General features: G+C 59.4%; 24 protein-coding genes and 1 pseudogene. 11 read left to right on the top strand and 14 right to left on the bottom strand.

Annotation, left to right across the window (positions count from 1 at the left end; translation table 11 throughout):
• Positions 1–185: 185 nt before the first annotated feature.
• The 7 genes from RYB66_RS07195 to dhaL all read left to right on the top strand — a co-directional run bounded on the left by RYB66_RS07195 (position 186) and on the right by dhaL (position 7441).
• Positions 186–1673: a sugar ABC transporter ATP-binding protein gene (locus RYB66_RS07195; protein ID WP_057404726.1), complete on the top strand. Its 1488-nt coding sequence runs from the start codon at positions 186–188 to the stop codon at positions 1671–1673.
• On the top strand, positions 1670–2647 hold the full coding sequence (locus RYB66_RS07190; protein ID WP_005743693.1) for an ABC transporter permease: 978 nt from the start codon (positions 1670–1672) through the stop codon (positions 2645–2647). Before RYB66_RS07195 ends, RYB66_RS07190 begins: the two co-directional genes overlap by 4 nt.
• A gap of 51 nt (positions 2648–2698) precedes the next feature.
• A complete protein-coding gene (locus RYB66_RS07185) occupies positions 2699–3709 on the top strand; it encodes a substrate-binding domain-containing protein (RefSeq protein WP_057404725.1) in 1011 nt (336 codons plus the stop codon).
• A 135-nt stretch (positions 3710–3844) separates the two neighbouring features.
• The gene (locus RYB66_RS07180) at positions 3845–4600 is read left to right on the top strand and encodes an SDR family oxidoreductase (RefSeq protein ID WP_057404724.1); all 756 of its coding nucleotides are present in this window, start codon (positions 3845–3847) and stop codon (positions 4598–4600) included.
• Between the two features lie 29 nt (positions 4601–4629).
• The gene (locus RYB66_RS07175) at positions 4630–5745 is read left to right on the top strand and encodes an erythritol/L-threitol dehydrogenase (protein ID WP_005777414.1); all 1116 of its coding nucleotides are present in this window, start codon (positions 4630–4632) and stop codon (positions 5743–5745) included.
• A 40-nt stretch (positions 5746–5785) separates the two neighbouring features.
• A complete protein-coding gene (locus RYB66_RS07170; protein WP_016981314.1) occupies positions 5786–6787 on the top strand; it encodes a dihydroxyacetone kinase subunit DhaK in 1002 nt (333 codons plus the stop codon).
• A gap of 3 nt (positions 6788–6790) precedes the next feature.
• Positions 6791–7441 (top strand): dihydroxyacetone kinase subunit DhaL, encoded by a 651-nt coding sequence (gene dhaL / locus RYB66_RS07165; protein ID WP_316894129.1) that lies wholly within the window; start codon positions 6791–6793, stop codon positions 7439–7441.
• 12 nt (positions 7442–7453) lie between these two features.
• On the opposite strand, the gene RYB66_RS07160 is transcribed toward dhaL, so the two are convergent.
• From RYB66_RS07160 to RYB66_RS07150, 3 genes are read right to left on the bottom strand one after another with little or no spacing between them, the layout of a single operon-like run.
• A complete protein-coding gene (locus RYB66_RS07160) occupies positions 7454–8539 on the bottom strand; it encodes an aromatic ring-hydroxylating oxygenase subunit alpha (RefSeq protein ID WP_005777421.1) in 1086 nt (361 codons plus the stop codon).
• Positions 8539–10140: a GH3 auxin-responsive promoter family protein gene (locus RYB66_RS07155; protein WP_005777423.1), complete on the bottom strand. Its 1602-nt coding sequence runs from the start codon at positions 10138–10140 to the stop codon at positions 8539–8541. The genes RYB66_RS07160 and RYB66_RS07155 overlap by 1 nt, the downstream gene beginning before the upstream one ends.
• Positions 10140–11057 carry a fatty acid desaturase gene (locus RYB66_RS07150; protein ID WP_010202464.1) on the bottom strand — a complete coding sequence of 306 codons (918 nt, stop codon included), beginning with the start codon at positions 11055–11057 and terminating at the stop codon, positions 10140–10142. The genes RYB66_RS07155 and RYB66_RS07150 overlap by 1 nt, the downstream gene beginning before the upstream one ends.
• Positions 11058–11194: 137 nt before the next feature.
• Here RYB66_RS07150 and RYB66_RS07145 point away from each other — a divergent pair, with 137 nt between their 5' ends.
• The gene (locus RYB66_RS07145) at positions 11195–12061 is read left to right on the top strand and encodes a metal-dependent hydrolase (RefSeq protein ID WP_005777427.1); all 867 of its coding nucleotides are present in this window, start codon (positions 11195–11197) and stop codon (positions 12059–12061) included.
• Between the two features lie 24 nt (positions 12062–12085).
• A complete protein-coding gene (locus RYB66_RS07140) occupies positions 12086–13033 on the top strand; it encodes a hypothetical protein (RefSeq protein WP_005777429.1) in 948 nt (315 codons plus the stop codon).
• On the opposite strand, the gene RYB66_RS07135 is transcribed toward RYB66_RS07140, so the two are convergent.
• Positions 12981–14096 (bottom strand): hypothetical protein, encoded by a 1116-nt coding sequence (locus RYB66_RS07135; RefSeq protein ID WP_316894124.1) that lies wholly within the window; start codon positions 14094–14096, stop codon positions 12981–12983. The genes RYB66_RS07140 and RYB66_RS07135 overlap by 53 nt on opposite strands.
• The gene (locus RYB66_RS07130; RefSeq protein WP_005777433.1) at positions 14090–14755 is read right to left on the bottom strand and encodes a hypothetical protein; all 666 of its coding nucleotides are present in this window, start codon (positions 14753–14755) and stop codon (positions 14090–14092) included. Before RYB66_RS07130 ends, RYB66_RS07135 begins: the two co-directional genes overlap by 7 nt.
• A 232-nt stretch (positions 14756–14987) precedes the next feature.
• Between RYB66_RS07130 and RYB66_RS07125 the strand changes: the two genes are divergently transcribed.
• Together RYB66_RS07125 and RYB66_RS07120 are read left to right on the top strand one after the other, a co-directional pair.
• The gene (locus tag RYB66_RS07125; protein WP_039847620.1) at positions 14988–16436 is read left to right on the top strand and encodes a fatty acid desaturase; all 1449 of its coding nucleotides are present in this window, start codon (positions 14988–14990) and stop codon (positions 16434–16436) included.
• Positions 16437–16578: 142 nt separating this feature from the next.
• A pseudogene (locus RYB66_RS07120) lies at positions 16579–16875 on the top strand (LysR substrate-binding domain-containing protein); the annotation flags it as partial.
• Between the two features lie 58 nt (positions 16876–16933).
• Here the strand turns inward: RYB66_RS07120 and RYB66_RS07115 are convergent.
• Genes RYB66_RS07115 through dcd form a run of 9 tightly spaced genes read right to left on the bottom strand, consistent with a single transcriptional unit; the run spans position 16934 to position 26662 of the window.
• Positions 16934–17674 (bottom strand): GntR family transcriptional regulator, encoded by a 741-nt coding sequence (locus RYB66_RS07115; RefSeq protein WP_005732092.1) that lies wholly within the window; start codon positions 17672–17674, stop codon positions 16934–16936.
• A gap of 28 nt (positions 17675–17702) precedes the next feature.
• Positions 17703–18500, bottom strand: coding sequence for a TIGR01458 family HAD-type hydrolase (locus tag RYB66_RS07110; protein WP_316894120.1), 798 nt, complete (start codon positions 18498–18500; stop codon positions 17703–17705).
• A 38-nt stretch (positions 18501–18538) separates the two neighbouring features.
• Positions 18539–20122, bottom strand: coding sequence for an alkaline phosphatase family protein (locus RYB66_RS07105; protein WP_316894118.1), 1584 nt, complete (start codon positions 20120–20122; stop codon positions 18539–18541).
• Positions 20119–20706, bottom strand: coding sequence for a hypothetical protein (locus RYB66_RS07100; protein WP_005743679.1), 588 nt, complete (start codon positions 20704–20706; stop codon positions 20119–20121). Before RYB66_RS07100 ends, RYB66_RS07105 begins: the two co-directional genes overlap by 4 nt.
• A gap of 14 nt (positions 20707–20720) precedes the next feature.
• On the bottom strand, positions 20721–21767 hold the full coding sequence (locus RYB66_RS07095) for a hypothetical protein (RefSeq protein ID WP_005743678.1): 1047 nt from the start codon (positions 21765–21767) through the stop codon (positions 20721–20723).
• Complete coding sequence (locus RYB66_RS07090; protein WP_005743677.1) at positions 21764–22900, bottom strand: hypothetical protein; 1137 nt, start codon at positions 22898–22900, stop codon at positions 21764–21766. The genes RYB66_RS07095 and RYB66_RS07090 overlap by 4 nt, the downstream gene beginning before the upstream one ends.
• Before the next feature lie 24 nt (positions 22901–22924).
• Positions 22925–24103, bottom strand: a complete 1179-nt coding sequence (locus tag RYB66_RS07085) for a hypothetical protein (protein ID WP_054082906.1) — start codon at positions 24101–24103, stop codon at positions 22925–22927.
• Positions 24100–25995, bottom strand: a complete 1896-nt coding sequence (locus RYB66_RS07080) for a PEP/pyruvate-binding domain-containing protein (protein WP_005777447.1) — start codon at positions 25993–25995, stop codon at positions 24100–24102. The genes RYB66_RS07085 and RYB66_RS07080 overlap by 4 nt, the downstream gene beginning before the upstream one ends.
• Positions 25985–26662: a dCTP deaminase gene (gene dcd, locus RYB66_RS07075; protein ID WP_005777449.1), complete on the bottom strand. Its 678-nt coding sequence runs from the start codon at positions 26660–26662 to the stop codon at positions 25985–25987. The genes RYB66_RS07080 and dcd overlap by 11 nt, the downstream gene beginning before the upstream one ends.
• Positions 26663–26664: the final 2 nt, after the last annotated feature.

Raw genomic sequence — 26664 nt, 5'->3', positions numbered from 1 at the left:
CAAGCGGCTTTTTTGCATGAACACTGATCAGAAGCTCTCATTTGCGATGAGCGAAGCCAGAAATCGACGCTTTAAAACTTTTATATGAAAGAGATTGACTGATCAGAATTTCATTTGATACACATATGCTCACTGAGCAACGCATCAGTGCACCTAATAAGAATTCACAGCACGAGGACACGCCAATGGCTACGCCATTACTGCTCCAGGCTGAAAATGTCACCAAGGCTTACGCCGGTATCCCCGCCCTGCGCGATGGGCGTCTGTCATTGCGAGCCGGAAGCGTGCATGCCCTGTGTGGCGGCAATGGCGCGGGCAAGTCCACCTTCCTGAGTATTCTGATGGGCATCACCCAGCGCGATGCCGGGACCATCCTGCTCAATGGTGAACCGGTTCAGTTCAGCCGTCCTGGCGACGCTCTCGCAGCCGGAATCGCAATGATCACCCAGGAACTGGAGCCGATCCCCTTCATGACCGTCGCCGAGAACATCTGGCTGGGCCGCGAACCGCGCAGGGCCGGGTGCATCGTTGACAGCAAGGAGTTGAATCGGCGCACCCGCGAGCTGCTGGAAGAGCTGGAGTTCGATGTCGACGCCACCAGCCCCATGCACTTGCTGAGTGTGGCGCAGATACAACTGGTGGAGATAGCCAAGGCATTCAGTCACGACTGTGAAGTGATGATCATGGACGAGCCCACCTCGGCGATTGGCGAGCGCGAGGCGCAAACCCTGTTCAAGGCCATCCGCCGTCTGGCTGCTCGAGGCGCAGGCATCATCTATGTCTCTCACCGCCTCAGCGAGCTGGCGCAGATTGCCGACGACTACAGCATCTTTCGCGATGGCGCTTTCGTCGAAAGCGGACGCATGGCTGATATCGACCGGACACACCTGGTGCGCGGTATCGTGGGCCAGGAGTTGCAGCGCATCGACCACAGGGCCGGTCGTGAATGCGTCGCCGAGTGCTGCCTGAATGTCGAAAGCCTGAGCCGCAACGGCGAATTCGAAGACATCAGCCTGCACGTGCGTCACGGTGAAATTCTCGGCATCTACGGGCTGATGGGGTCGGGTCGCAGCGAGTTTCTCAACTGCCTGTACGGCCTGACCACGCCCGACTCGGGCAGTGTCACCCTGCAAGGCAAACCCATGCCGATCGGTCTGCCCAAGGCAACCATCCGCGCAGGCGTTTCACTGGTCACCGAAGACCGCAAGGACAGCGGCCTGGTGCTCAGTGGCAGCATCCTTTCCAACATCGCCTTGTCGGCTTATAGACAGCTGTCGAACTGGTCGCTGATCGATGCGCGCAAAGAGCACAAGCTGGCCGAAGAAATGGTCAGGCGCCTGCAGATCAAGACCGCATCACTGGATCTGCCCGTTGCGTCGATGAGCGGCGGCAACCAGCAGAAAGTGGTTCTCGCCAAATGCCTTTCGACCGAGCCGGTCTGCCTGCTCTGCGACGAGCCGACCCGAGGCATTGACGAGGGCGCCAAACAGGAAATCTATCACCTGCTGGATCAGTTCGTACGCGCTGGCGGGGCCGCCATCGTAGTTTCGTCGGAAGCACCGGAACTGTTGCGCCTGAGTGATCGAATCGCTGTGTTCAAGGGTGGCAGGCTGGTGACTATCAGCAGCGATGCCGATCTTTCCCAGGAAGTCCTGCTGAGTCTTGCCTCATGAATGCCAAAACCATTGTCGCCCCTGCCACCACTGCGCCACGCAGCCGCCTGCGCTTGTCCGTTGATCGCTTTGGCCTGCCGCTAGTGTTCATTCTGCTGTGCCTGGTGATGGCCTTTGCCAGCGAATATTTCATGACCTGGCGCAACTGGATGGACATTCTGCGCCAGACGTCGATCAACGGCATTCTCGCGGTCGGCATGACCTACGTCATCCTGACCAAGGGCATCGACCTTTCCGTCGGCTCTATTCTGGCGTTCGCCGGGTTATGCAGCGCGCTGGTGGCGACACAGGGTTACGGCCTTCTGGCTGCGGTCAGCGCAGGTATGTTCGCCGGGGCCATGCTCGGCGTGGTCAACGGCTTCATGGTCGCCAACCTTTCAATCCCGCCGTTTGTGGCCACCCTGGGCATGCTCAGTATCGCCCGTGGCATGACCTTCATCCTCAATGATGGCAGCCCGGTGACGGACCTGCCCGAAGAGTATCTGGCGCTGGGCATCGGCAGGGTCGGCCCGATTGGCGTGCCCATCATCATCTTTGCCGTGGTCGCGCTGATTTTCTGGATGGTCCTGCGCTACACCACTTATGGCCGCTATGTGTACGCCGTCGGCGGCAACGAAAAGAGCGCACGCACCTCCGGGATCGGTGTGCGCAAGGTGATGTTTTCGGTGTACGTGGTTTCCGGGCTACTGGCGGGACTGGCTGGCGTGGTGTTGTCCGCCAGAACCACCTCCGCCCTGCCCCAGGCCGGTATGTCTTATGAGCTGGACGCCATCGCCGCGGTGGTCATCGGCGGCACCAGCCTGTCGGGAGGCACCGGCAGCATCGTCGGCACACTGTTCGGCGCATTGCTGATCGGGGTGATCAACAACGGCCTGAACCTGCTCGGCGTGTCGTCCTATTACCAGCAGGTCGCCAAGGGCCTGATCATCGTGTTTGCGGTGTTGATTGACGTGTGGCGCAAGAAAAAACGCTAGGCCTTTTCCTCTGTATGAACGACTGACTACAACAATAACGAGGTTCTCATCATGAAATTCGGTACATCCCTGGCCGCTGTTGCGGCGCTCTCCCTGCTCGCCAGCAGCATCACCCTGGCCGCCGATGGCAAAACCTACAAAATCGGCGCGGCGGTATACGGCCTCAAGGGCCAGTTCATGCAGAACTGGGTACGTGAGCTCAAGGAGCATCCGGCGGTCAAGGACGGCACCGTGAAGATCACCGTGTTCGACGGCAACTACGACGCACTGACCCAGAACAACCAGATCGAAACCATGATCACCCAGCACTACGATGCGATCATTTTTGTGCCCATCGACACCAAGGCAGGTGTCGGCACCGTGGCAAGAGCGATGGAGAACGACATTCCGGTGATCGCTTCCAACACCCGGGTTGCCGGCAACAAAGTGCCCTACGTCGGCAACGACGATGTCGAGGGCGGTCGCCTCCAGGCGCAGGCCATGGTCGACAAGCTTAAAGGCAAAGGCAACGTGGTGATCATTCAGGGGCCAATTGGCCAGTCAGCCCAGATTGATCGTGAAAAAGGCGAGCTGGAAGTCCTGAGCAAACACCCGGACATCAAGATCATTGAGAAGAAAACCGCCAACTGGTCCCGGGCCGAAGCCCAGACCCTGACTGAAGACTGGCTCAACGCGCATCAGAACGGCGGCATTTCCGGGATCATTTCGCAAAACGACGACATGGCTCTCGGCGCCCTGCAAGCGGTGAAATCCCGCAATCTGAAGCCTGCCGATGTGCCGATCACCTCCATCGACGGCATGCCTGACGCCATCCAGGCGGCGAAGAAAAACGAAATCACGACCTTCCTGCAAGACGCCCAGGCCCAGTCCCAGGGTGCCCTCGATGTCGCGCTTCGCACCCTGGCCGGGAAAGACTACAAGCCACAGTCGGTGATCTGGCAGCGCTACGCCAAGGACGTCAAATGGGGCGACGGCACGGACAAGAACTACATCCTGCCCTGGGTACCGGTCACCGACGCCAACGCCGATGCGCTGTATCAACAGGTCAGCGGCGGCAAGTAACCGGTCTGAGATTCCCGCTTCTGCCCGAAGGGCGTGGGAGCGAAGCGTCGCCCGGTTCGCTCCCACGGCCTTCGGCCAGAATCAAAAGCTGACGTGTTTGAGTCTTCAAAAAACAGCGCTAAAGGAGTCATTTTCATGTCTGAATTCTGGAACAAGGCCTTCGATCTCAATGGCCGTTGCGCGGTCATCACCGGCGGGGCCGCAGGGATTGGTCTTGCCTGTGCCCGCCTGCTGGTCGAGCGAGGCGCTCGGGTCGCACTTCTGGACCGCGACCTTACAGTGGTCGACGTGGCTGCCAGCCTTGGCAGCGGGAACATCGGCATCACGGTCGATCTGCGCAGGATCGATCAGGTCAATAGCACCATCGACACCGTCTTTGAGCACTTCAAGCGCATCGACTATCTGGTCAACAGCGCTGGTGTTGCCGTGCTGGACAAGGCTGTCGATGTCAGCGAAGAGGCTTGGGACACCACTCTGGATATCAATCTGAAGGCCAGTTTCTTCGTGGCGCAGGCCTGCGCCCGGCACATGCTCACCCAAGGCAGCGGGCGCATCGTCAACCTCGCTTCGCAGGCTGCCGTAATCGGCCTGGACCGGCATGTCGCCTACTGCGCAAGCAAGGCTGCCGTGGTCGGCATGAGCAAAGTACTGGCCATGGAGTGGGCACCGCACATCAACGTCAACGCCATCTCACCCACCATCGTCGAGACCGCGCTGGGCAAAAAAGCCTGGGCGGGCGAACTCGGAGAGCGGGCCAAATCGCAGATCCCGGCAGGCCGCTTCGCTCAGCCGGAGGAGATAGCCGGGCTGGCCCTGTACCTGCTCAGCGATGCCGCCAGCATGATCACCGGCGAAAACGTGGTGATCGACGGCGGCTACAGCATCCAGTAATTCACTTTTCTGTTGCGAGGTTTATCGTCATGTCCACCGTCATTGAACGCACTGCCGAACAACTCTCTCCCGTGATTCCGTCCACCATGCAGGCGGTGGTTTGCTATGGCCCGGAAGACTACCGGCTGGAGACCGTCGATGTGCCGACGCCAGGCCCCGACGAAATCCTCACCAAGGTAGAGCTGTGCGGGATTTGCATGGGCGACATCAAGACCTACCGCGGCGCTCCGTCATTCTGGGGCGATGCCGAGCAGCCCCGTTACGTCAAACCACCGATGATTCCGGGCCATGAATTTGTCTGCCGGGTGGTCGCGCTCGGCCCAGGCGCAGAAAAGCGTGGCGTGCAGATCGGCGACCGGGTGATTTCCGAGCAGATCGTCCCGTGCTGGGGCTGCCGCTTCTGCAACCACGGGCAATACTGGATGTGTCAGAAACACGACCTGTACGGTTTTCAGAACAACGTGCAGGGCGCGATGGCCCAGTACATGATCTTCACCAAAGAAGGCATCATCCATAAAGTGCCGGATTCGATTGCCCCGGACGAAGCGATCCTGATCGAACCGCTGGCCTGCTCGTTGCACGCGGCAGAACGAGCCAATGTCGATTTCGACGACATCGTGGTGGTCGCCGGTGCGGGCACGCTGGGCCTCGGGATCATTGGCGCAGTGCGTATGCGCAACCCGAAAAAACTCATTGTGCTGGACATGAAACCCGAGCGCGCCGCCCTCGCCTTGCGCATGGGCGCTGACGAGGTGTGGAACCCGGCCGAGGTCGATGTACTGGCGAAGATCCGTGAGATAACCGGCGGCTACGGCTGCGACATCTATATAGAAGCCACAGGGCATCACAAGGCGGTCAATCAGGGCCTGGCAATGCTGCGCAAACTCGGGCGTTTTGTGGAGTTCAGCGTGTTCAACGACGAGGCCACGGTGGACTGGTCGATCATTGGCGACCGCAAGGAACTGGACGTACTCGGCTCCCATCTGGGGCCTTACATGTACCCGCGTGCCATCGACTTTATCGGCAATCGCAAGATCGACATGCGCGATGTTGTCACGCACAAATTCCCCCTGGCGGAGTTCAAGGAGGCGTTCGCGGTCATGGAGCGTGGCGACAAATCATTGAAGGTCGTTCTGCAACCTTGACCCACCCGATCCTTATAAAAAGAACACAGGAAATCGCGTTATGAACCGAGTGATAAACGATCCGGACCAGGTGGTCGAGGACATGCTGCGCGGCATTCTGGTCGCGCACCCCGAACTGACGCAGAGTGACAGTAATCCACGGGTCATCAGCAAAACCCGGCCTTCGGAGCAAGGGCGCGTCGGTATCGTTACCGGCGGCGGCTCGGGTCATGAACCGGCCTTTCTCGGCTATGTCGGTCCAGGGCTGGTAGATGCGGTAGCGGTCGGCGAGATTTTTTCCTCGCCTACTGCCAAGAGCTTTTTCGACGCCTTTCGCGCGGCCGATCACGGTGCAGGCATCGCCTGCCTGTACGGCAACTACGCGGGCGACAATATGAACGTGAAGCTGGCGATGAAAATGGCCGCCAGCAAAGACCTGCAAGTGCGCACCGTGGTGGCCAACGACGATGTGGCCTCGGCGCCGAAAGCCGATATCGCCAAGCGTCGTGGCGTGGCCGGGGAAATTTTCATGTGGAAGGTCGGTGGCGCTGCCGCCGCACACGGTTACGATCTGGACGGCGTGATCCGTGTCGCGCAAAAGGCCGTGGATCAATGCCGATCCATCGGTATCGGCCTGACGCCCTGCACCATCGCGGCGGTCGGCAAACCCAACTTTCAGATCCCCGACGGCAAAATGGAGCTGGGCATCGGTCACCATGGCGAACCGGGTATCGAAGTCATCGACATCGAGTCTGCGGCGGCCATGGCAGAACGCATGCTCGCGCCGATTCTGGCCGACCGGGATTTCAGCGTGGACGACAGCGTAGTCGTGCTGGTTTCAGGCCTCGGAGCAACACCGGTAATGGAACTCTACGTGTTCTACGCCGAAGTCGAGCGTCTGCTCAAGGCTCGGGGCTTGAAAATCCATCGTTGCTACGTGGGCAATTACTTCACGTCGCTGGAGATGATGGGGGTAACCCTGACGCTGCTTGGCCTGGACGCCGAACTGAAAACCCTGATCGACCACCCTTGCCGTTCCATCGGCATGACCCAGGCGGAGTGAACCATGAGCGAGCAATTCTCTACCCAACATGGCACTGCCATCGTTGCCGACCTGGTGAGCGTGATCGTCGCCAACCGCGAATACCTCAGCGAAGTAGATGGCGCGATCGGTGACGGCGACCATGGCATCAATATGGCCAAGGGCTTCGCCCACTGCGGTCGTATCATCGAAGGCCGCCAGTTGAGCCTCGCCGAGGCGCTGGATGAGCTGACCCTGAGCCTGATGGAAGGCATCGGCGGATCCATGGGCCCGCTGTATGGCAGCCTGTTTATCGGCATGGCCGATCAGGTACGCGGCTGCGAGGAGATCGATGCCGCGGCCTTCGCCAAACTGCTGCGTGGCGGCCTCACTTCACTGCAGGACATCACCGAAGCCGGCGTCGGCGATAAATGCCTGATGGATACGCTGATTCCGGCCGTCGAAACCTTCGAGCAGGCCCACGCCCGGGGTGAATCATTCAGCGCCGCGCTTGATGCGATGAAAAGCGCCGCATCACAAGGGCGCGATTCAACCCGTGATCTGGTAGCGAAGATAGGCCGAGCGAGTCGCCTGGGCGAACGATCGCTTGGCGTGCTGGATGCCGGCGCGGTGTCGTGCTGCCTGATCCTGACGCAATTGGCGGATTCAGTGCAGCCGAGGCTGAAAGACCGTTAAAACACCGCACTATCAAAGCTCGAATCGAATCCGCCGCTCGCGGCGCTGTGCTTGCGGCAGCGCCTCGCCGCGCCGGACCGCAGCAAGCAGTTGCTCGACGCCGACGTGGATTGCATCGGCAGGCACATTGCACGGCTTGAAACCAGCCGCGTTGTCGAGCCCTTCGCGATGCGCCCGAATGATTCTGACGTCCTGTTGAATCACGATGTGCGTGTACAGATGAATGAAAGGACGCAATATCCGCAGCACCCAGGCCGGAATTGGAAAACGGTAGGCAATGTAGGTGTAAACGCGCGATTGGCGATCATGGACTGGCGTGATCTGACTCACGATCAGAAAGCCTGAGCGTGCCCCCCAGAGGTAATCACAAAACGTCACATTAGGCGCGAGAAAACGATCCGTATGCACAAGCGGCTCGGCGTCCGGGTTGGTCAGCCATTGCATCATCCCGATCTCGTCGACTTCGTCGTGATAGACAACCTCAATGCTCTGAGCCTTACAGGAGAGCGTCGCTTCCATGGCTCGACCGCTGCTGGAGCGAAAAATACCCTCGTGAACGAACACCGTGTGCGGCACGTCCAGAAAGTTCTGCACCAGACTGCCGACATCGGCGTCGAAGGTGTTGATCATGAAATAGGATTGCCATGGCCGCTCGCCATAGGCAGGCAGCCGAAATATCGGTGTTTCGCGAGCATCGCGCGTGCCGGTGTAAACCCAGACCAGGCCGTCCTGCTCGCAGACGGCAAAACGGCGCTGCCGGTAGCGATAGTCAGGCGACTTCGCTGCGCCCTGCCTGGCGTCTACACTGGGAATATGTACCACTTGACCGTTCGCGTCATAGCGCCAGCCGTGATACGGGCATACCAGACAATCATCCTTGATTTTGCCGGCTGACAGCCTTGTGCCACGGTGCACACATTGGTCCAGCAGCGCAGCGGGCTGCCCATCGCGGCGGCGAAACAGAACGATATTCAGGCCGAGTATCGTGGCCCGGTATGGCTTGCCTTTGCGCAGCTGTTTTTGCGTGCACGCCACATACCACTGCTCACGTGTGCCGTCGCCATGGGTATCGGTTTCACTGCTCAACGTTGTGTGCATTAAGATCCTTCCGTGATTGCAAGAAGCGCCTCAGCCGTGTCCAGACGGCTGATCAATGCACGCGGCTTGACGTCGCCTGCACGAATGCCCGTCGACTCTGCAGCGCGCTGCAGCAATTCTGCGAGTTTTTGCGCCCCGCCACAGACAAAACGCATGCGTACCGGCCCCAACTGACCCAGCGTGCGCGCATGTGCATAGTGAAAGGAACGCTGCAGGGCCATTTCAATATCGTTGGCCAACGCAGCGCGGCCAATGCTTGCCAGCGTCGTCGTTGAGGTGCACAACAGCACCACATAATGCGGCAGTGTGCTGCTGGAGTCGGGTATCAGGCATGCGCTGTCGGCTGCGTCCATGCATTGCGCAAGGGCTCGCTCGACCACTTGCTCATCGAGCTTCTCGCCCACCAGGTCACAGGTACTTGCGCAGCGCCCGACAAACTCCACACGCGGCGTTCCGGCGAGTTTACCGACTACGCGCACCCGGTCACCCAGTGCATACCGGTAAAGACCTGCACCGGTAGTCAACAGCACTTGCGCGGTTTCCCCCATGCGCAGGGAGTGAGCCTCTTTCGGCACCCCGTCGTCCCCGATGAATTCCAGATAATGACAGCCTATCGCCAACGGGCAGCCAGCCCCTTCCCCGAACGGGAGGCTGACCACGCCTTCGGTCGCGAACAATCCTTTGGCTAACCAGCGCGCCTGAGGAAAACGCACAGCCAGTTGCTGGGCGTACACGCGGCTTGGCCCGTCCATCCAGCAACTTACCGCAGCCAGGCGTGGCCACAACTCGGTGAATACCCCATGAGCAAGTGCGTGGCGCAAGGCTTTCCGGCGGGGTACCGGCAACCTTTCTTCGAGCCAGGCAACTACCTGCCGACTTTCGAGCATTTCAGTGTCGAGCAACGGTTGTAGCAGGCTGGTAAGAAACGTTGGGCTCCACACGCTGATAAAGCTCAACCCGGCATCTGCAATCAGAGCGAGCAGCGTCTGCCTGCGCCAGTGCGCCACGTCGCTGGCCAGTTCAGGAATCAGCAATGTGCCGGCCAGCCCGGCGATTGCACTGCCTTGCAGATATTGCAGATCGCTGACACTGCCGATCGGTATGCCGTTGGCCGTCGTTGCAGGCTGCTGCAAGGGCGGCGACATGGACCAGTACCCGCTGCCCTGGCTGATTTCCGGGACCTGGCGGTACATATCCGCCAGCCATACCGTCAACGAACCCTGTAATTGGCCAAGGAACTCCTGCGTATAAGGGATGTGTTTCTGCAGTGCACTATTGCCACTGCTGCGCTCGAAGAACAACGGCGGACTGGCGGTCAGTATCGGCCCTTGTTCCTGCTGCGCACGCTCGATCCAGGGCTGCAGTTGGGCATAGGTATGAATCGGTACCCGCTTGCGAAACTCTTCGGCATCGCGGATTCCGGCAAAATCATGGGCTTGGCCGAAGGCGCAGTCACGGTTGGCCGACAGCATAAGCATCAATAAACGCTGCTGAGATTGCTCGGGCTGCTCGAACAGACTTTGCCAGTGATCGAGCGTGGCGTGAGCACTGTCCATGAACGAGCACCACAAGGCCCTTTTCACCTCTTCACCCGCCTGCATCAAAAGTAGGTCTTGTCGAGCTGAGTCAGGTCATCGGGCAGTCGCTGCGGAGGCATGAACACCTGCAGCCAGCCGAACCATAGAGGGCGGGTTTCCTTGAGACTGGATGCCGCATGCATGAGCTGCCAATGCATCTGTGAGTGGCGGTGGTGAGTCAGGTTGTAGTTGAAGTTGAGGAATGCCCAGCGGACCAAGCGTGGCGCGCGCATGTTGTAGGCACCTTCGACGACATCTATCGGGGTGCGCATGTGATAGACCCATTGCAGCGATGACCAGGAAAAACCGAATGCGATATAGGCAATCAGAACCACTTCCCAGGACCAGCCAAACAGATAGGCACACGTCAGCCAGACGATAATACCGGTGATGACTTCCTTGCGGATGCGCCGAAAGTCGCTGATCGAGAAATCCTTGAACGCCGCGGCGTAAGTATTGACCTCACCGCTCTGCGACCATCGATCTGCTATACGTGGAGGCAGCAAGGGCAGCAGCAGGCTGCCGACGAATGCCGCCAGCCAGATACCGCCGAGCACCGCAAAATAGTATTCCAACCGCTTACGCAGCAGCGATTCATCCGGCATCGCAAAATCGGCCAGTTCGGCACGTGTGCGGTTCCGTGAGTGGTGCCCGAGGTGATTGATGTGGATCAGCGTCGCGGACGCCCCGAACAGGGTCGAAGCCCACCACATCATCAGGTAATTGATGGTTTTTTCGCTGTGCGCAAGGCTGTGAAACGCCTCGTGCATCATCGAGAACACACCCTGCATGACCAGACAGAACGGAATCAGGACCAGCCATTTCCATGAACCCGCACCGGTGTGGGACAGCCAGGTGAGCGTAGCGCCCCAGAACAGCGTCTGAAGCGCCAGTACAGCCAGGTTGGCCTTGTCGAAGCGGCGTGCCGGGGAAATATCCATATATATCTGCGCCTGAATGACCACATTCGAAAGCCCCGAAGTATACCTGCCGGAACGTCAGTATGGTTATTCGGCAGTTTCAAGCCTGCCGGAGTCTGGCACACTGTGCACCTTGACATCACGCTAAGCCGAGCCCCATGTCGCTCTTCAAACGAATTCTGTCCAGACGCTCGGCGGCCATGCTTTCCCCGCAGGTAATCGCGCACCGATCAATACGCTTCACCTTCGATGCCAGTATCCCCCGCTGCTGGCATGACGGCCGGACGCACACCACGCGCTTTTTCGATTGTCTGTCGTTCATGTTTCCCCAAGGGGAAAAAATCTTCATCGAGAGTGTGGTGCACTTTCGCCACAAGCTCGACAAAGGCAGCGCTCTGGAAAAGGCCGTCGACGATTTCGTCTATCAGGAAGCGTCGCACATCCGCGAGCACCGTGCCTATAACCTGCTTCTGGGCGCACAGGGCGCACCGGTCGAAAAGCTGGAACGCATGCTGTTGCGGCGCAGAAAGGAAAGCGAGCGATTACCGGCCAGCTTTCGTCTGGCACTGACGGCCAGCCTTGAACACATCACAGCAATACTGTCCGAGCAGATTCTGCGAAATCCGGCATTCATGGCGGGCGCCGACCCGACGATGGCCCGCCTGTGGCGCTGGCACGCAATGGAAGAGATCGAGCACAAGGCAGTGGCCTATGACGTGCTGTGCAAGGTGGAACCTAACCCGCTGCGGCGTTACCTGCTTCGCTGGGTAGCGATGACGAGCCTTTCGGTGTACTTCACTTTCGACCTTACTTACTTCACCTATCACCTCGTGCGCGGGGACCGGCAACACCGCAACTGGCGCGAATGGCTGCGCCTGCAGTGGTGGTTGTTCGTCAATCCGGGCCTGCTTTCGCGAATCGTGCCTGCCGGGCTGTTCTGGTTCGTGCCTGGCTTCCATCCTGACCGAATCGACACACGCGAGCTACTCGACAACGCTCGCCAGGCGCTTGATGAACAGCGCTGAAGGCAGCTTCCGGGATCGGCTCGTATGAGGACGATCTGGAAACCCGAGGGCTTCGAGGAATGGCAAGGGCATTTCCCGGCTACAGCGTTCGTGCGTCATCCTGCGGAGCTGGACTGGACCGATCTGTTCCTGCAGCGCTGGCAAGCGCCCTTGCCCGTCCTGCCAAAAGACACCCTGGTCGTGCTGGTTGCAGGTCTTTACTCGGAGTTCATCCTCTACTGCAATCGCGCCTGTGCCCGGTCCCTCACCTCTGCGGGGCACGATGTCCTGCGCATGCCGGTGCGCTCTTCGCGCGGTGTGATTGAGCAAGGCAGGCACATTGCGACCCTACTCGGCAGCCGACTCAAGCCAGGCCAGCGTTTTGTGGTGCTGGCTCATAGCAAGGGTGGTCTGGATACGCTGGCAGCGCTGTCACAGAACAAGAACCTGCTCGACGCCTGTGACGGCGTCGTTCTGGTGCAACCTCCCGCAGGACCATCGCCGATCATTGATGCGCTGCTGGGCCACGGTGCCGCCGGCGCTGGCAGAGGTTACCGAATGGACAGGTTCCGTCAGGCGATGATCAACAGCGCTCCGCTGGCTGCTGGCACCCGGGACATCAGCAGCAGCCGCGACCCACAGGTTGCCAAAATGCTCCGCGCCCTGCCCGACACGCTGCACTGCCTGCATGTCGTCAGTTGGTCCGCTGCGCGCCGCTCACACTTCGATACTCACCATCAGCGCCTGAATGCGTTGCGTCCCGGGCATGCGCATGACGGTCAGTTCTATATGGAAAACCTGTCGTTGCCAGGCGTACCGCAGATCTGCCTGCCGGATCTGGATCATGGTCAGCCAATACTGGGCGGCGCAGGCTTTGACCCGGCAAGATTCTGGCGAACATTGCTGGACGTCCTGCACCAGACACGTGCGCCAGAAGGCTCTACACCAGATAGATTTCGAAGCCAGGGATACTCGCCGCACAAGCCTCTTTAAAGTCGGCTGCGTGGCTGCCGCAGGGTGCCGTGTAAAGGTCCATCGGCAAGGAAAAGGCGTGATAACGATGCATTGCCTTCCACAGCGGGTCCTGGTCGTATAGGCATAATTGCATCAGCGAATAGTCGTTGCGGACCTGCTTCCAGGCAACATCCAGCAGTGCGCAAAACACCTCGGGGTCACGATGGCGAACCTGCAGGTGGGTCAGGTAGATATCCCGCAGTGCCTGGCCCGGCGCAGCGATACCCGGTCGGCCTGCCAGAGGTGCGAGCGCATTGTAGCCAAGCCGCAGTAACTGCTGCGTCAAGGGCATCTGTTCGACGACGATGCGTTTTATCTTCCCTGCATCCCAGGGCGCGACGCAGCCGAGCAGGTTGTCGCGGTCATCGACAGCCAGCAGAAACGAGTCAATGCCGAAATCCGGCCACTGACTCAGCCTGCGCTCAAATTCCGCCTCGCTGAACACACAGCCGAACGATTGTCGGGATGACTCGCTATCGAGAAACGCCCTCAGCGCATCCAGATACCGGGGGGCTGCGCGTACCACCCTCACCTTGGCGCTCGTGCGGGGAACGCTACTCAAGCCACGCTGGCCGTACACCGAGACGTTACTGTAGCCACGCCAGTGTGCGAGTTTCAGCGGGTTTGCTCGTCGCCCTCGCAGCAGCGACCGGGTCGCCAGGGCGTTGTTACGGATGATGCAGCAATAGGCATGCTGCACGCCTGTTTCACGGGAAAGATCCGCGAGACGCGCCTCTACCTCGGCCATCCATGACCCGGACAGTCTGCGATCCGGCGTCAGTCGCAGATCGCCCAGATATGCGACCGGCTCGACACCACTGTGCAGGTAGCCATCACGCACCACCAGGCTCGCCGCGCCGCGCAGTTCACCGTCCGGGCTTTCGGCTATCCAGGTGCGCTGATCGTCGGCATGACAGCGATGCAGGGCGAAGTAATCCGGGCTGCGATCAAAACGCAGCGGCATGCTCCCGCGCATCGTGTGTCGCCGTTGAAAGTCGAGAAGTTGCGAATTGTCCGCCGCACCGGCCTGACGAATCAGCACGCCGAATACTGCTCGGTCATAAACAGCCGTCGAGCCAGCGGCCGCAGGTTTTCGGGGGTGAGACGACACAGGCAGACCAGTTCGTCGCCCTCGGCGTAACCAGGGTTTTTTTGCAGAAAGTACTCGACTTCCGGCAGCTTCGCGTGATTTTCCGAGATCAGTGCAAGCTCCGCGCTAAGGCGCCCCTGCGGTGTCTTGAATGACAGCACACCGGTTGCCGGGTCGTAGGCATCGCCAAAACGCGTATGTGCCAGGTGATTCATCAAGGCCTGGACACGAGGCGCTGTCGAATGACCCGCACGCGGTGCGTAATCCAGTACCATTGCCCGCAGATAGCGATAGGTTCTGTGCCCCTTGCAGATCAGAAACCAGTACAGGGGAACATCGGGAGCCTGACGCCACAGGTCGCCCACCAGTCTTGACCAGGCGAAGGCCAGTTGCTGGCTGCCCCAGTGTTCAGGGGTGATGATAGTGTCCCCGGAAAAAACGAATTTGCAGGGCTGATTGTCCCAGCTCATTTCAAACAGTTTCAGCGTTGTGAACCCCATAATCGTGTCATGGGTGTCACGCAGAACGACGCAATGCGTCTTGTCGTCAAGGTCCTGCTCGAATCGAGCCCGGCAGGTATCCTGATAGCAGGCAGAATAAATCTCGAACATCCGATCGATATCATCTGATCGTAAATCGGGGCGCCCAACGGCGGTCGCGCACAAACTCATGGAGGCCTTCGATGTATGGAAACACAATGACCAGATTCTGAATTGCCGGGCCGCCGAGGGCAATCAGTCTCTCCGCACAATGTCCCGTTTCTTCTGAAATCATCGCTGCGCACAGCCTGGCCTGTCCGGGTGTTCGCTTGTGCACGTACTGAATGAACCAGGCTTCGCATCCATGCATCCTCATCACTGCGCCACGTCCAGCACTGATCGCCCCGTTACCTGGCTGTTGGTCTACCTGCTGGTCACCGGCCTGCTGTACTTTCTGGTGACACACGTTCCAATGGGCGCTGTAAGACTCGTCGAGCCAGGCATCGTCGACCTTCATATGCCCTTGCTGCCGTTCACGCTGCCGCTGTATCTCAGCTATACGCTGGTGATGCCAGTGCTTGTGTACATGGGCCGTAAGTCCTCATGGCTGCTGCCGGTTTTTTTCGCTGGCGCCCTGGCCGCCGGGCTGTGCCTGATCAGCCACCTGTTCTGGCCGACCATGATCCTGCGTCCTGAAACCGGGTCTGCGTGGCTCGACTGGCTGTACCGGCTCGATGCGCCACTGGCGGCCTCACCCAGCGGGCATGTAGCGTTGCCCGTTGCAATCAGCGTCGTCATGGGCGGTTTGCGGCTGCGATCGGCCTGGGTATTTGCCCTCTGGAGCGCGGTACTGATGCTGACGGTGATGACCACCGGGCAGCATGTCTTCACCGACATGGTCTCTGGCCTGGTGATCGGTCTGGCATGCGGCATTACGACTCTGGTCCTCAGTCGCTGTGCGGTGGACATGCGCACCCTATCGGCACTGCTGCTCGAATGGCTGTGCATACTGGTCACGATTCGTGTCGCGATTTACCTGGCAGACTGGCGCTTTTATCTGCTGGCTGTGCTCGTCGTGGCGGCAAGACAGCACGCGTTGTTCGTGCTGTATCACGATGCAACCCACTACCACCTGACTCGACAGCGCAGTATCAACGACTTTCTGATCAATCTGGCTATCGGTGTTCCAGGCCTGGTGCCGATCGAATTCTACCGCCCCCTGCACCTGGACCATCACCAGCACGCGGGTACCGAACAGGACCCGGAACGACGCTTTCTCTATGACCGCCAGCCTTGGCATTTCCGGCCGTTAACCACGAAGCTGCTGGCCAGACAACTGTTAGGAGACTTGCTGCTGATCAATACGCTGCGCAATATTGCCGCCTACAAGGCCGCAGGAGGCGCGCCGCCAGCGATGACCCGCCCGTTGACTGCGGCAGCGCTGGTCTGGCTGATGATTGTCGCCGCCCTCATCTGGCAATGCTCGGCGCAAACGTTCGGTTTGATAGCGATGCTGTGGTTCCTGCCCTTGATTACGGTCGGCACCCTGCTGCAGAAGATTCGCAGCATGGCCGAGCATAGCGGCGGCCCCGGCGTCACACCTGGCTGGGAAGAATGGACATACGCCTGGCGCGTCGGCTGGCTGGGGCGGTTTTTCATCTGGCCCTACCATATCAACCTGCACTTGCAGCATCACCGAACCGCCAGCATACCCTGGCATGCCTTGCCCTCTGCAGTTCGAGCCGAGGAACAGCTCATGGCATCCCGCTCGCTTGCGTCGTTGATGTGGTCGAGGCTCAGGCAAAAATACTGATACCTCATTGTACGAGCGTCTTCTTCAATGTTTACTCATGAGCTGAGCTCATGAGCCTATCCCGATAACACCCCATTGTTGACCAAATGACAGCCCTGTAAGGTGATCCGGACATCACGCAGCGAATCTGCACACGCGGATTCGTCTTTCGGTAGTTGGCTCTGCGGTCTACTTCGAGAACCGCACCAAACCCGAGACGCCCAGAGACCTGACAGCCCGTCGTTGCAACAATCTGCGGCTGCCCACCAATGGCGGGCTGTACGCCTGGGAGTTCGCCAAGGATGGCGAGAGCATGAACGTGCGTGTCACCGGTCAGTTCACGTTCAACGGGGTCTATCCACTGCTGGATGCTGCACTCGATGGCTTCGGCCTGAGTTACATCCCGCATGACCTTGTCGCCGTGCATATCGAAGCCGGACGCCTGATTCAGGTGCTGGAGGCATTGCGCTACCGGTGATTCATCAAACGACCGAAACGCGCAGCCCCGCAGCCATCGCTCATTGTGTTTGCACGCGCAGCCTGGCGGGCTCGCGGCTTTTCTCGGCGTAATGCCGCGCGCGCCGTAAAACATGCTGGGTGGCTCTGCGCGCTTCCTCCTTGTTGAGTTCGACATGCGCTTCCAGCAACTGCTGAGCCTGTTGAGGTTGATGTTGCAAGAGGGCCTGAAGAATGCTGCCATGCTCTTCGTACGTTGCATCGACTCTTGAGGCGCTGAACTCAAGACGGCGGATAGTCCGGGTCTTCTCGGTAATCTCGTAATGCAGCCTCGCCATTTCCCGGTTACCCACCGCCTCTACCAACGCACAATGAAACCGCTCGCCCAATCTGGCCAGGATATCGGTGTCCCTCAATCGCTCGTGTTTCGGCACCAGCCAGGTGCGTGTGAGTTCATCGATCAGCGGCTCGACGCTCAGGTCCATCAAGCCCAGCCTGGCAAGCGCCTCCAGTTCAAGCACCACACGCACGTCATACAACTCTTCGAAATGTCGGGGATCAAAGGGACGTACTTGCCAGCCGCTGCGGTAATAAACCTCCACATACCCTTCCTGCTCCAGCCGGAACAATGCCTGTCTGACCGGTGTACGACTGGCCTGAACGCGTTCGGCCACCTCACCTTCAGTAAATCGTTCGCCGGGTAATAGACGAAATTCGGAAATGTCTTCTTTGATGCGAGCGTAAATCCGCTCCGATATGTTTTCCGGGCGTTCTTTCGACTTTTTGGCACATGCTGTCTGCATTGATGATTCGTCCTTGTAATCCGGTTACTTAACGTTGGTCATGACGATCTGCGGTATTGCCGGACGCCCACCAGCGCGGAAAATCTGCAATGCCGTCAATCACCGCATCCACGTTGTGCCTATGGGCATCAAAAAGTGCGAGATCATATTTCCCGGTACGCACCAGCAGGCTGCTGGCACCAACGGCTTTTGCCCCGGCGCAGTCGGTCAAAACATCATCACCCACCACCAGGGTGCGGCTGGCGCAGGTATCGAGTTTGCGCAGGGCAGCCTCGAAAAACATCGGTGACGGCTTGCCCATGACCAACGCCTGCACCTGCGCTGCGGCCTCAAGACCGACGATGAAGGCGCCGCAATCGAGACGCTCCCCATCACGATCGAACCAGAACAGGTTTTTTTGCAACGCAATAAGCCGAGCGCCGCCCCGCAGCATGCGGAAGCAGCGATTCAGCGTTGCGTAATCGAATGCCTCGCCAATATCGCTGATGACCACCACGTCAGGGTTTGTATCGTCTGTAAGAATGCCGTTGAAGGCCGCTCTGATCGAGTCGGGCACCAGCAGATGGCACTTGAGTTGCGCATGCTGCTGCAAATAGCCCACACAGGCCGTTGTGGCAGTCTGAATTTCGTCGGGGACCACCTCGATTCCGGCCTGACACAGCTCTTGCGCCAGGGCCTCCGGCATCTTTGCCGTGGTGTTGGTCAGCAGTTGCAGGCGCAGCCCCTGAGCCCTGGCGAAACTCAGTGCCTCGGCTGCACCGGGTAAAGGCTGTCCCTTGAGCATGAGTGTACCGTCGATGTCCAACAGCAGGCTGTCAAAATTCATGGATAAGCTCCCTGTGGCTGAAATGATCGGGGCAGGTTTCACAATTTGGCAGTCAGCCATTGGCGAATCTCGGGCAATGTCAGTTCAGGGTTGGCAGGACGTGGCAATGGCGTGCTGCTGGCATCCAGCACCACGCCACGCAACCACGGGTCAGAGGCACACACCGTGTGGTCGCCACCTTTACGGCTAAGGCGGACACAGTGCTCTGAACGTGCCGCAATCAGCCGGGCCCCTCTTGGAGCCTGCCAATAGCAGGAGCCCGTCCAGCCTTCGGGGAAACGCTGCTCGCCCGGACACTCGAACATCGTCCATTCATGTTGAAAAGGCTGCGCAAGGCTTTGCCGCCAGGCTTCGGTGACTGAACGAGGGTCATGCCCCGACATCGCGAGCCGCGCCTCATTGAACAGCAGCAGACCGTTGTCTGCCGGATGAAAGACTGCCGCGCTTTTATGCATATCCGGCACGCCCGCCGAGTCATAGACCAGCCAGCCCTGACGCTCGAAAAATGCATTGGGGTATAGGTCGTGATGGACCGGGGCCATGCCGTGATCCGAATGAGCGACGCAGCGTACCTCGCCACCCGCCGCATCCATGCAGCGTTGAATCAGCTCGTCGACCCAACCCGATACTTCATCGAACAACTGTTGCCCGACCTCGCGCATGCGCTCACTGGCCCAGTCTGGCGTAAGGTATTTGAGCAAATGATGCGAAAGCAGATCGACCACCGGGTAATAACCGATGACTCGCTGTGCATCACCCGCACGGACTGCGCCGACAATGTCACTGCAAAAGCTTTCATGCATCTCCCGCATCAGTTCCAGCAACAGCCACTCCGCTGTGCCCTGCCCGCCTTCATCCAGCCGCTTGCCCAGTTGCCCGCTGCGATACAGCACGGTCAGGTCCCTGGCCACATAAGCCTTGCTTTTGTCGCTCTGCAAATCCAGCGCCTGAACCTCTTGGTAGCCGAAACTGACCACACTTATCCGGTTTTCGACACATACGGCACGCAGCGCAATTGCCTTGCAAACGTTGCCAGGCCCTTTCTCCGGCAGCGGCAAGTGCACCGTACTGCCCAGCGGTAACCAGCAGGGTGCACGGCCATCCTCAGCTGGCCAGTCGAGCATTGCACCGTCACCGCGCGAGCTGACCCTGGCAGCCATGCCCAGCCTCTCGATGCGCAGGTGCCCGCCGTTTTCGATCAACTCGGGAGGTACGGAAAAGCCCTCATACACACAGCTTTGCCCGAGCAATGCGCTGCCCAGCCTGTCCGGCTGGACAAAGGGCACCGCGCACAGGCGAAAGGTGATGCCTTGGCGAGCCCATTCGTCCCAGACCATGTCGATATCGCGCGGCCAGGCCTGAAAGGCATCCGCCACGGCCAGACAGTTACGAGCTGTCGGCGCGGGGACGAGATAGCCGGTCAAACCGTGCTCGCTGACCTGTGTGCCGCTGAAAATCGACAGCAACGATGGCGGGGTCTGACAATTGGGCGACAACGGCAACAGCGGGTAACACGGCCAGCGCGCAGAGGGCTGTTCAGGTTTTCTTGTCCGATAACGGTTGACCAGCTCCCACGACAGCCCGTCGATCAACAGCCAGATCAACGGATCAGCGCCTTTCATGAAGCTATCCGGCGCTGAACACCGAGCATTGCCCATCGGCCCACCACTGCAACACGCTGCTTCAGTTGCGCCAGCGAACCGCTGTTGGGCAGTACGTAATCCGCGTCGATCCGGCGCATCTGTAGATCAAGCGCGCTGTTTTCCACCACACTGATGTCGCCGCGCAGGCCTAGACGCAATTGCCTCAAGGATGAATCTGCCAGCACCTTGATCACCTGAAAGCCTTGCTCATACAGATACGGCCAGTCGACGGTGTCATCGCGCAGGTCGTCGTTGATGACAACCTGCGCGCGGGACTGCATCAACCGCCGTGCGAAGTTCTTGACCAGCGACTGACCGTCCAGAACCCTTAGTTCGCGCGCGATGCACTCCAGCAGGCGCTGGTTCTGACTGCCGCTTGCCAGCTCCACCCCGGCCTGTTCGTAAAACATGCCTTGCAACTCATACAGTGGCTGGGCCAGCTTGATGACCTCTACCGACAGCCCGGCCTCTTCGAAATGCTCACGCAGCAACTGAGCGGTCGTGCTCTTCCCGGAGCCGCTGGGGGCCACCAGGGCCAGACGCAATTGGGTAGCGTGGTTCATGGGATCTCCTTATCTCAGGCGCTGATGAGTTCACGCGCCACGCCGACACGACTTTGCCATTGCACGCCGAGCAGCCCCCGGACGATCTGCGCTGGCACGGTATCGGTCAGCGAAGTGGCGTCAAGCAGGCCGTGCCAGGTTGAGGTCACGAAACGGTGCGGCCACTCGAAGAGCGTGGGCGAGTGGATTTGCTCCAGAATCGCATCGTGCCCCATCGCATGGATCTGCAACTTGCCCCGCGCAGCTACATTGGGCAGTACGACTGTTTGCAGCCAGCCACACCCTTCAGGGCTGGCCTTGAGTGCGGCGCGCATGGTTTCTGGCATGCACAGGCGTTTTTCGGTGTGTGCAATCGACAGGTCATCGGCCACCGCAGCCAGATCGAGTCGTTTGGCCAGTTCGGGGTGTGTACGTAGCGTGCCGACACCGACATGCGGGTAGTCCGGCCAGCCACGGGCACGAACCCGGCCGTCGATACAGTCCAGCAACAGCTTGTCACCGGAAAAGTACAGATACCCCTCGGACAGCACCAGATCCAGCATGGTAGTGGTCTTGCCAGCTCCCTTCGCACCGCCGATTGCAACGATTCCACCGTCCGGCCCGACCACCGCCGACGCATGCATGATCACACTGCCTTTGGCCTGCTCGACCAGCAGGCCGTAGTAGCGCACCAGCTCGATCAAGTGGATGAATGCATTTTCGTCGCCGTGAAAATCCACAGTGTGACGCGCCCGGTCAATCCGGTAGCCGACCTGCGTATCGGCATCCCAGGCGTAGTCCAGACCGGTCTGAGGGTCGTGGCCACGCAGAACACGCAGGGTAAAACCAGGGGCATAGGTTTCGCGAATGATGTCGGGGGTGGCGCAGAGGCCAATCCATTCCGGCTTGAAGGCGGTGCTGTCGTGCAGCCGGACCCTCAAGTCGACGGTGGTCTGGCCGTCGTCCGCGACTTCGGCAAAGTAAGGTGCGAGGAAGACTCGCAGCCGCTGCGCCAGTGCGGAGCCCGAGGTCTGATCATCCAGTTCGAATCGATAGCGTCCATTGCAAAGATAGCGGCTCATGAGTACAGGCTCTCCCGGGTGGCGATAAAGGGCGATGGCGAGTGCAGAAATGCAAAACGGTCGGCCAGCGGCCAGCATTCCTGGCGACGCTCGTCCAGAAACGCGTGCAGACGTTTCATCAGCTCGCGCAGATCGGCGTTGATTGCTTGAGGGTCTATTACGCCTCGGGACTTGAGAAAGCGCACGTCACCGCGTGTCGTGCTGGCCGAATGCGCAGCGAGTGGCGTGCAGGTCTCGAACGTGATCACGAACAGGTTGCCGCTTTGCACCGACTCGCACGGCGCACTGAATGCATAACGTCGATACTCGCCAAGTGCCTGCAATGTGCTGTCAACGCTCATGGCCATAGCCTCCAGCGTCGGTGAGCCCAGCGACAGGTTCTTCACAGTGCCCGAAAAGCTCCCCGGCGCACTGCGAAACAACTGCACGATGGGTTCATTGACCGCCAGCTTGCGTTTGCGGCTGCAATGCTCGACCCACACATAGCCCCCGTCTTCATCACGGGCGGCGGTCACCTGATGATCCCAGACCTGAAATTCGTCACCGCACTGGCTGGTGAACGGCGCCATTGCCGGGCTGAAACTGGCATCGAACCAGGCCTCGCCGAGCATCCGCGCATGGCAGTCGGGGGGCAGTTCGAAGGACTCGACATACGTCTGCTCGGTGGTGGCGTAGCGACATTCCCAATTGTTGATCGCCAAGTGGTTACGTTCGAACGCGTCGCGCAGAGCCATCAACAGGTTCTGCGGGACTGCGGGCTGGTCGATCTCAAGCGGAGGTTGTACGAAAAGCGAACGATGCACATCAATGCGATTCAGCAGGTGACTGATATATACGTGGTCCGCCTGTAACGTGATGATCGCAAGCGGGATGGCGGCTCCGGACAGGTTGTGGCAAGTTTCGTCGCCCAGATCACCGTTTTCATCATCAAGAAGCATTGCCCCATCGGCGTCCCAGCGGGCCAGAACCCGGTGGCTGCCTCGCAGGTCAGCGACCGCGGTCAGCTCGCCCAGCAACGCCGTGTCCGCAGCGATGGCATATAACGTGTGGTCATCGCTACCGAAAGGCTCCTGATGGCGAATCTTCCAGCTACCAAACACAATAGCCGTTTGCGTGGTCGTGGATTGCGACATGATTATCTCCCCGGCAAAGTGAATTCAGAGCCGACTCGCCTCACGGGCAAAGTCGAGTTTCGAATAAAGATCCTGCTGAAACGGCAGGTTTCGCTCCGCCAGAAAATCACGCATCACGTTGGATACGGTTTCAAAGTCCTCTTCAACTTCACGTAGCGTGTGCAATGTTCTGCTGCGGCAATACTCGACCTCGACCTGAGCGAACTCTGCGCTGCCGTCAACCATGCGGCAGACATCGAAATACGCGCCAAAACCATTGCCGGTCCTCAGCGATTCGAAATTGATGTCGATCCGGGTGCGCCTGAACGGCTTGAGCCGACACAGATTTGCCGAGGTCATCGAGCGGGCGTGACTTTCGATGTCGGCAAACGCTACCGGCTGATCGGTGTTGAAGTCCTCGCGGCGCAATTCGGCGTTTTCGAGAAACCATTTGCGTTTGACCGCCATCAGCCCATCGGCCTGAGGAATGAACGAGATGTAACCGGTTTCGAGCGGGTCGCCCGTCACTTCGAAAATGTGCGATTCATAATCGTAGGTTTGAAAGTCACGGTCGATTTCCAGCACCAGGTCCTTGAAAGCGCCCTCTCCGAACGCTTTGTGCATCGCGGTGGACAACTGCCACATGTCAGGTATCTGAAACGAGGTGAATTTACGTTCCAGCTCCATTTCCGGGCGCCAGCGCACGTACCAGCAGTCGTCGCTGAGCATCGGTTGCGAAGCGGCCACACGCGCCGCGGCGGATCTGGCCAAACGTTGCCAGGCCCTCCAGGAAGCGCGTTCTACCGGTTCGACATCCATCAGGTGCAGGAACAAGGCACCGGCTTCGCCTTCATGGATATAGTGATAAACGCTGCATTTACCGAGGTGATGAGTCACCGCCAGAGTGGCCATCAGCGCCTGATCGGACGGCCGACGGTGAAGCGTCGGGTCCAGCACATGCATGCGTGAACGACTGTCTTGCGTACGCTTGCGCTGCCCGGCATTGAAGACTTGAAAGTCGAAGTCCTTCATCGGCATCGGCACATGGGTGTGATGAGCGTTGGAAAGCCACTGCGCATGCAACGTACCACTGGGAATGAACAGACCGTTGTCCGAGTGACGGGCCCGCGCAGCCTCTGTGTCGACAATGGCAACCAGCGCAGAATCAAGGCTGCCGTTGAGGGTGTGCGGATCGAAGAACAGCAGTGAAATATCCGTAGTCATTGTAGCTCCCGTACTTCGTTGACAGAGTGAGGCAGCGCCTTCGGGCTCTGACTGAAAGTGATCCGTTGTCCGGCAAGCCCCTGTTGATACAGCGCCTCGGACTCCACGGCGGGGATGCCGTGTTCACGCAAGAGGATCGAAAGATGACAAAGCATGGACGCCTGCTCGAAGACAAAACCGCGTGCGAACGGCAGCAACGCCGCCAGTGCCGCGTAGGGGCGTGGCGAGACCACAATGGCTTGTCCGTCATGAGCACGCAGTTGTCGCTCAAGCTCCTCCAGTTCAGCCCCCAGAGAGCTGGACGTGGGGATCGAGTTGATCGACACGGTGGCCGAGATACTCAGTTCTTCCAGTTGCCGACCGGCAGTTACTACAACCACCGGCCCGTCGGCATAACCTGGAGAAATCAGGCGGATCTCCGTTGAGTCCTCTACCTGCACGAACGTCGACAACGGCGAGAAATCAATCAGGTGCAACTGCTGCCCCGCTCTCACCCACTCCAGTTGCACCGAGCCCAACAGTTCGCCGGCGGCGTGAGTAATGCTGTGCAATTGCAGGGCATCTGCCGGGCCAGTCGGATCGTGCGCTACCAGCCGGGCGCGTTGCGTTCCGGCGATGCCGCGATTGATCGCCAGCAAGCCTTCCGATGACCATTCGCAGGTCGTGGAGCCGTCATCGCACGCCTGAGTGATAAGCCCTGTTTCACCTTTCAGAAACTCGCGGACCACAAAACACACAACACGCTCATCACTGAGCTCAAGCAGCCGTTCAAGCAATGCGCCGCGCTCAAGGATCTGCTGGCGTACCTGATCGGAGAAGTCCAGCACGACCTGATCGGTATTGAGTCGGTCCAAAAGCACCTGGCTCATTGCTGGCTCGACCAGTCCCTGACGGTTTGCCTTGACCAACAGCGCCTGGCCCGCAGAAACGCCGTGGGTTTGCGCGAACAACGCCAGCGGGCGGCGCTTGCTTCGAAAATACTGCGCAAAGGCAGGCAATGGCCGGAAATCCATTAGCGCATCATCACTGGCGATATACAGTTCGGCCCATTCAAGGACCGGCTCCAGGCTGCGTGCTTCGCGCAGGCTGGTGACGGGCCTTGCCTGAAGCAGCCAGAGTTTCTGGTCATCAGCCGCCCACTCGATATCGGCGGGCAGCCCCAGCGCCGCAGATGCATTGGCAGCCAGTGTCGCCACTTCCAGCAGCAACGCCTTGTGAGGCTCCAGCGCGGGGTCACAACCCAGTAATTGCTGGTCGCTGACCCGCGCCGACATGCCCTTCTCTACCCCGGAGACCATCGCTTCGCCCAGCGATGCGACGGTTTCAATCAGCGTTACTGCCTCCCCGCTCAACGGATCATGGCTGAAGGCTACGCCTGCGAAGCGGGCCTTGACCATGCGCTGCACGATCACCGTCATCTCTACCGGCGTTTCCAGCATCGACGCTCGCAAGCGTTCCAGAATGGCCTGGCGGGAAACTCCGGAGCGCCATACATCAAGCACCGCCGTCTTGAGCGCTTGCAGCCCCTGCACCGAAAGGTGTGTGCTGAAAATCCCGGCAAAACTGTGCTGATTACCATCTTCGATATTCGCCGAAGAACGTACGGCAAGTTCGCTGCCGGCATCAAAGCCCGCTTGCTCAAGCAGCGCCTGGAGATGGCTGTCGGCAGCCTCACTCCATTCAAACTCGGCCAGCCGGGCGATTCTGTCCATGTGTTCGTCAAGGAAGGCACCTGCGGTGATGCGCACGGTTTTCAACGTGTCTTCAATAGCCTGCTTGCGGTCTGCGAAGTCGTGCCAGAGCACGCGGTAGTCTGCATCGTCCAGTGCGCTCAGGGGCGGCACCGGCAATGTATCGGCAAGCTGTTGCAGGGTTGAGTATTTACTGGACACGACGGCCTCCTGCTATCAGTGGAAGGTCAGTGGCTCTCCGAGCGGGCCCACTGGTCAGTGCATCCGGGACTGCATCAACGTCCTCCTGGGCTGCCAGAACCGGAAACGGCGCAAGATTGGGCACCACCAGTGGCTGTGGGCGTGGCGTCTTTTCGAAATCCATGAATATGCGTGACGCGAAGGCTTCGGTCGCGCCCTGGTACTTCCCGGAATACAGCTCGATATCGCCTTTGACGTTCCAGAACATCATCTGACCGATGTTCATGCCGGGGTAAACACGGATGCGGTTCAGCGCATATAACTGCAAGGTCCAACGTCCGACGAAACCAATGTCGCCCAGTGGGGCCGACAGGTTGATGAACATCCCCAGTCTTGCAATCGAGGAACGCGCCGCATAAGTGGGTACGAAATGGGTGCTGCCCATGGTTTCTATGGTTGAAGCCAGGTACAGCTTCATCGGCTGCAATTCATAGCCTTCCGGGCCGATTTCGATGGTTCGGGTGGACGCCTCGGTGCGCACATCGATCACATCGTCTTCGTAGACCTTCATCTGGTCATGCAGGCGGAAGTTGTAGCTGTTGGGATTGACGTTCTCATGGGAAAAAGGACTGATGACGATTTCACCCGAACGCACACGATTTTCGATTTCACTACCGGTCAGTATCATGG

This window comes from Pseudomonas syringae group sp. 243L2 (assembly GCF_032587875.1).
Classification (GTDB): Bacteria; Pseudomonadota; Gammaproteobacteria; order Pseudomonadales; family Pseudomonadaceae; genus Aquipseudomonas; species Aquipseudomonas amygdali.
Note: the sequence above shows the minus strand (reverse complement) of the source record. Positions and strands in the feature narration are given on the sequence as shown.

Excerpts from the sequence above, each read along its gene's own strand:
- RYB66_RS07105 (WP_316894118.1), bottom strand. The coding sequence starts at position 20,122 with ATGAAAGGCGCTGATCCGTTGATCTGGCTGTTGATCGACGGGCTGTCG.
- RYB66_RS07145 (WP_005777427.1), top strand. The coding sequence starts at position 11,195 with ATGTCGCTCTTCAAACGAATTCTGTCCAGACGCTCGGCGGCCATGCTT.
- RYB66_RS07170 (WP_016981314.1), top strand. The coding sequence starts at position 5,786 with ATGAACCGAGTGATAAACGATCCGGACCAGGTGGTCGAGGACATGCTG.
- RYB66_RS07160 (WP_005777421.1), bottom strand. The coding sequence starts at position 8,539 with ATGCACACAACGTTGAGCAGTGAAACCGATACCCATGGCGACGGCACA.
- RYB66_RS07195 (WP_057404726.1), top strand. The coding sequence starts at position 186 with ATGGCTACGCCATTACTGCTCCAGGCTGAAAATGTCACCAAGGCTTAC.
- RYB66_RS07190 (WP_005743693.1), top strand. The coding sequence starts at position 1,670 with ATGAATGCCAAAACCATTGTCGCCCCTGCCACCACTGCGCCACGCAGC.
- RYB66_RS07150 (WP_010202464.1), bottom strand. The coding sequence starts at position 11,057 with ATGGATATTTCCCCGGCACGCCGCTTCGACAAGGCCAACCTGGCTGTA.
- RYB66_RS07130 (WP_005777433.1), bottom strand. The coding sequence starts at position 14,755 with ATGTTCGAGATTTATTCTGCCTGCTATCAGGATACCTGCCGGGCTCGA.
- RYB66_RS07140 (WP_005777429.1), top strand. The coding sequence starts at position 12,086 with ATGAGGACGATCTGGAAACCCGAGGGCTTCGAGGAATGGCAAGGGCAT.
- RYB66_RS07085 (WP_054082906.1), bottom strand. The coding sequence starts at position 24,103 with ATGACTACGGATATTTCACTGCTGTTCTTCGATCCGCACACCCTCAAC.
- RYB66_RS07180 (WP_057404724.1), top strand. The coding sequence starts at position 3,845 with ATGTCTGAATTCTGGAACAAGGCCTTCGATCTCAATGGCCGTTGCGCG.
- dhaL (WP_316894129.1), top strand. The coding sequence starts at position 6,791 with ATGAGCGAGCAATTCTCTACCCAACATGGCACTGCCATCGTTGCCGAC.
- RYB66_RS07155 (WP_005777423.1), bottom strand. The coding sequence starts at position 10,140 with ATGCAGGCGGGTGAAGAGGTGAAAAGGGCCTTGTGGTGCTCGTTCATG.
- RYB66_RS07100 (WP_005743679.1), bottom strand. The coding sequence starts at position 20,706 with ATGAACCACGCTACCCAATTGCGTCTGGCCCTGGTGGCCCCCAGCGGC.
- RYB66_RS07125 (WP_039847620.1), top strand. The coding sequence starts at position 14,988 with ATGCATCCTCATCACTGCGCCACGTCCAGCACTGATCGCCCCGTTACC.
- RYB66_RS07115 (WP_005732092.1), bottom strand. The coding sequence starts at position 17,674 with ATGCAGACAGCATGTGCCAAAAAGTCGAAAGAACGCCCGGAAAACATA.
- RYB66_RS07175 (WP_005777414.1), top strand. The coding sequence starts at position 4,630 with ATGTCCACCGTCATTGAACGCACTGCCGAACAACTCTCTCCCGTGATT.
- RYB66_RS07110 (WP_316894120.1), bottom strand. The coding sequence starts at position 18,500 with ATGAATTTTGACAGCCTGCTGTTGGACATCGACGGTACACTCATGCTC.
- RYB66_RS07185 (WP_057404725.1), top strand. The coding sequence starts at position 2,699 with ATGAAATTCGGTACATCCCTGGCCGCTGTTGCGGCGCTCTCCCTGCTC.
- dcd (WP_005777449.1), bottom strand. The coding sequence starts at position 26,662 with ATGATACTGACCGGTAGTGAAATCGAAAATCGTGTGCGTTCGGGTGAA.
- RYB66_RS07090 (WP_005743677.1), bottom strand. The coding sequence starts at position 22,900 with ATGTCGCAATCCACGACCACGCAAACGGCTATTGTGTTTGGTAGCTGG.
- RYB66_RS07095 (WP_005743678.1), bottom strand. The coding sequence starts at position 21,767 with ATGAGCCGCTATCTTTGCAATGGACGCTATCGATTCGAACTGGATGAT.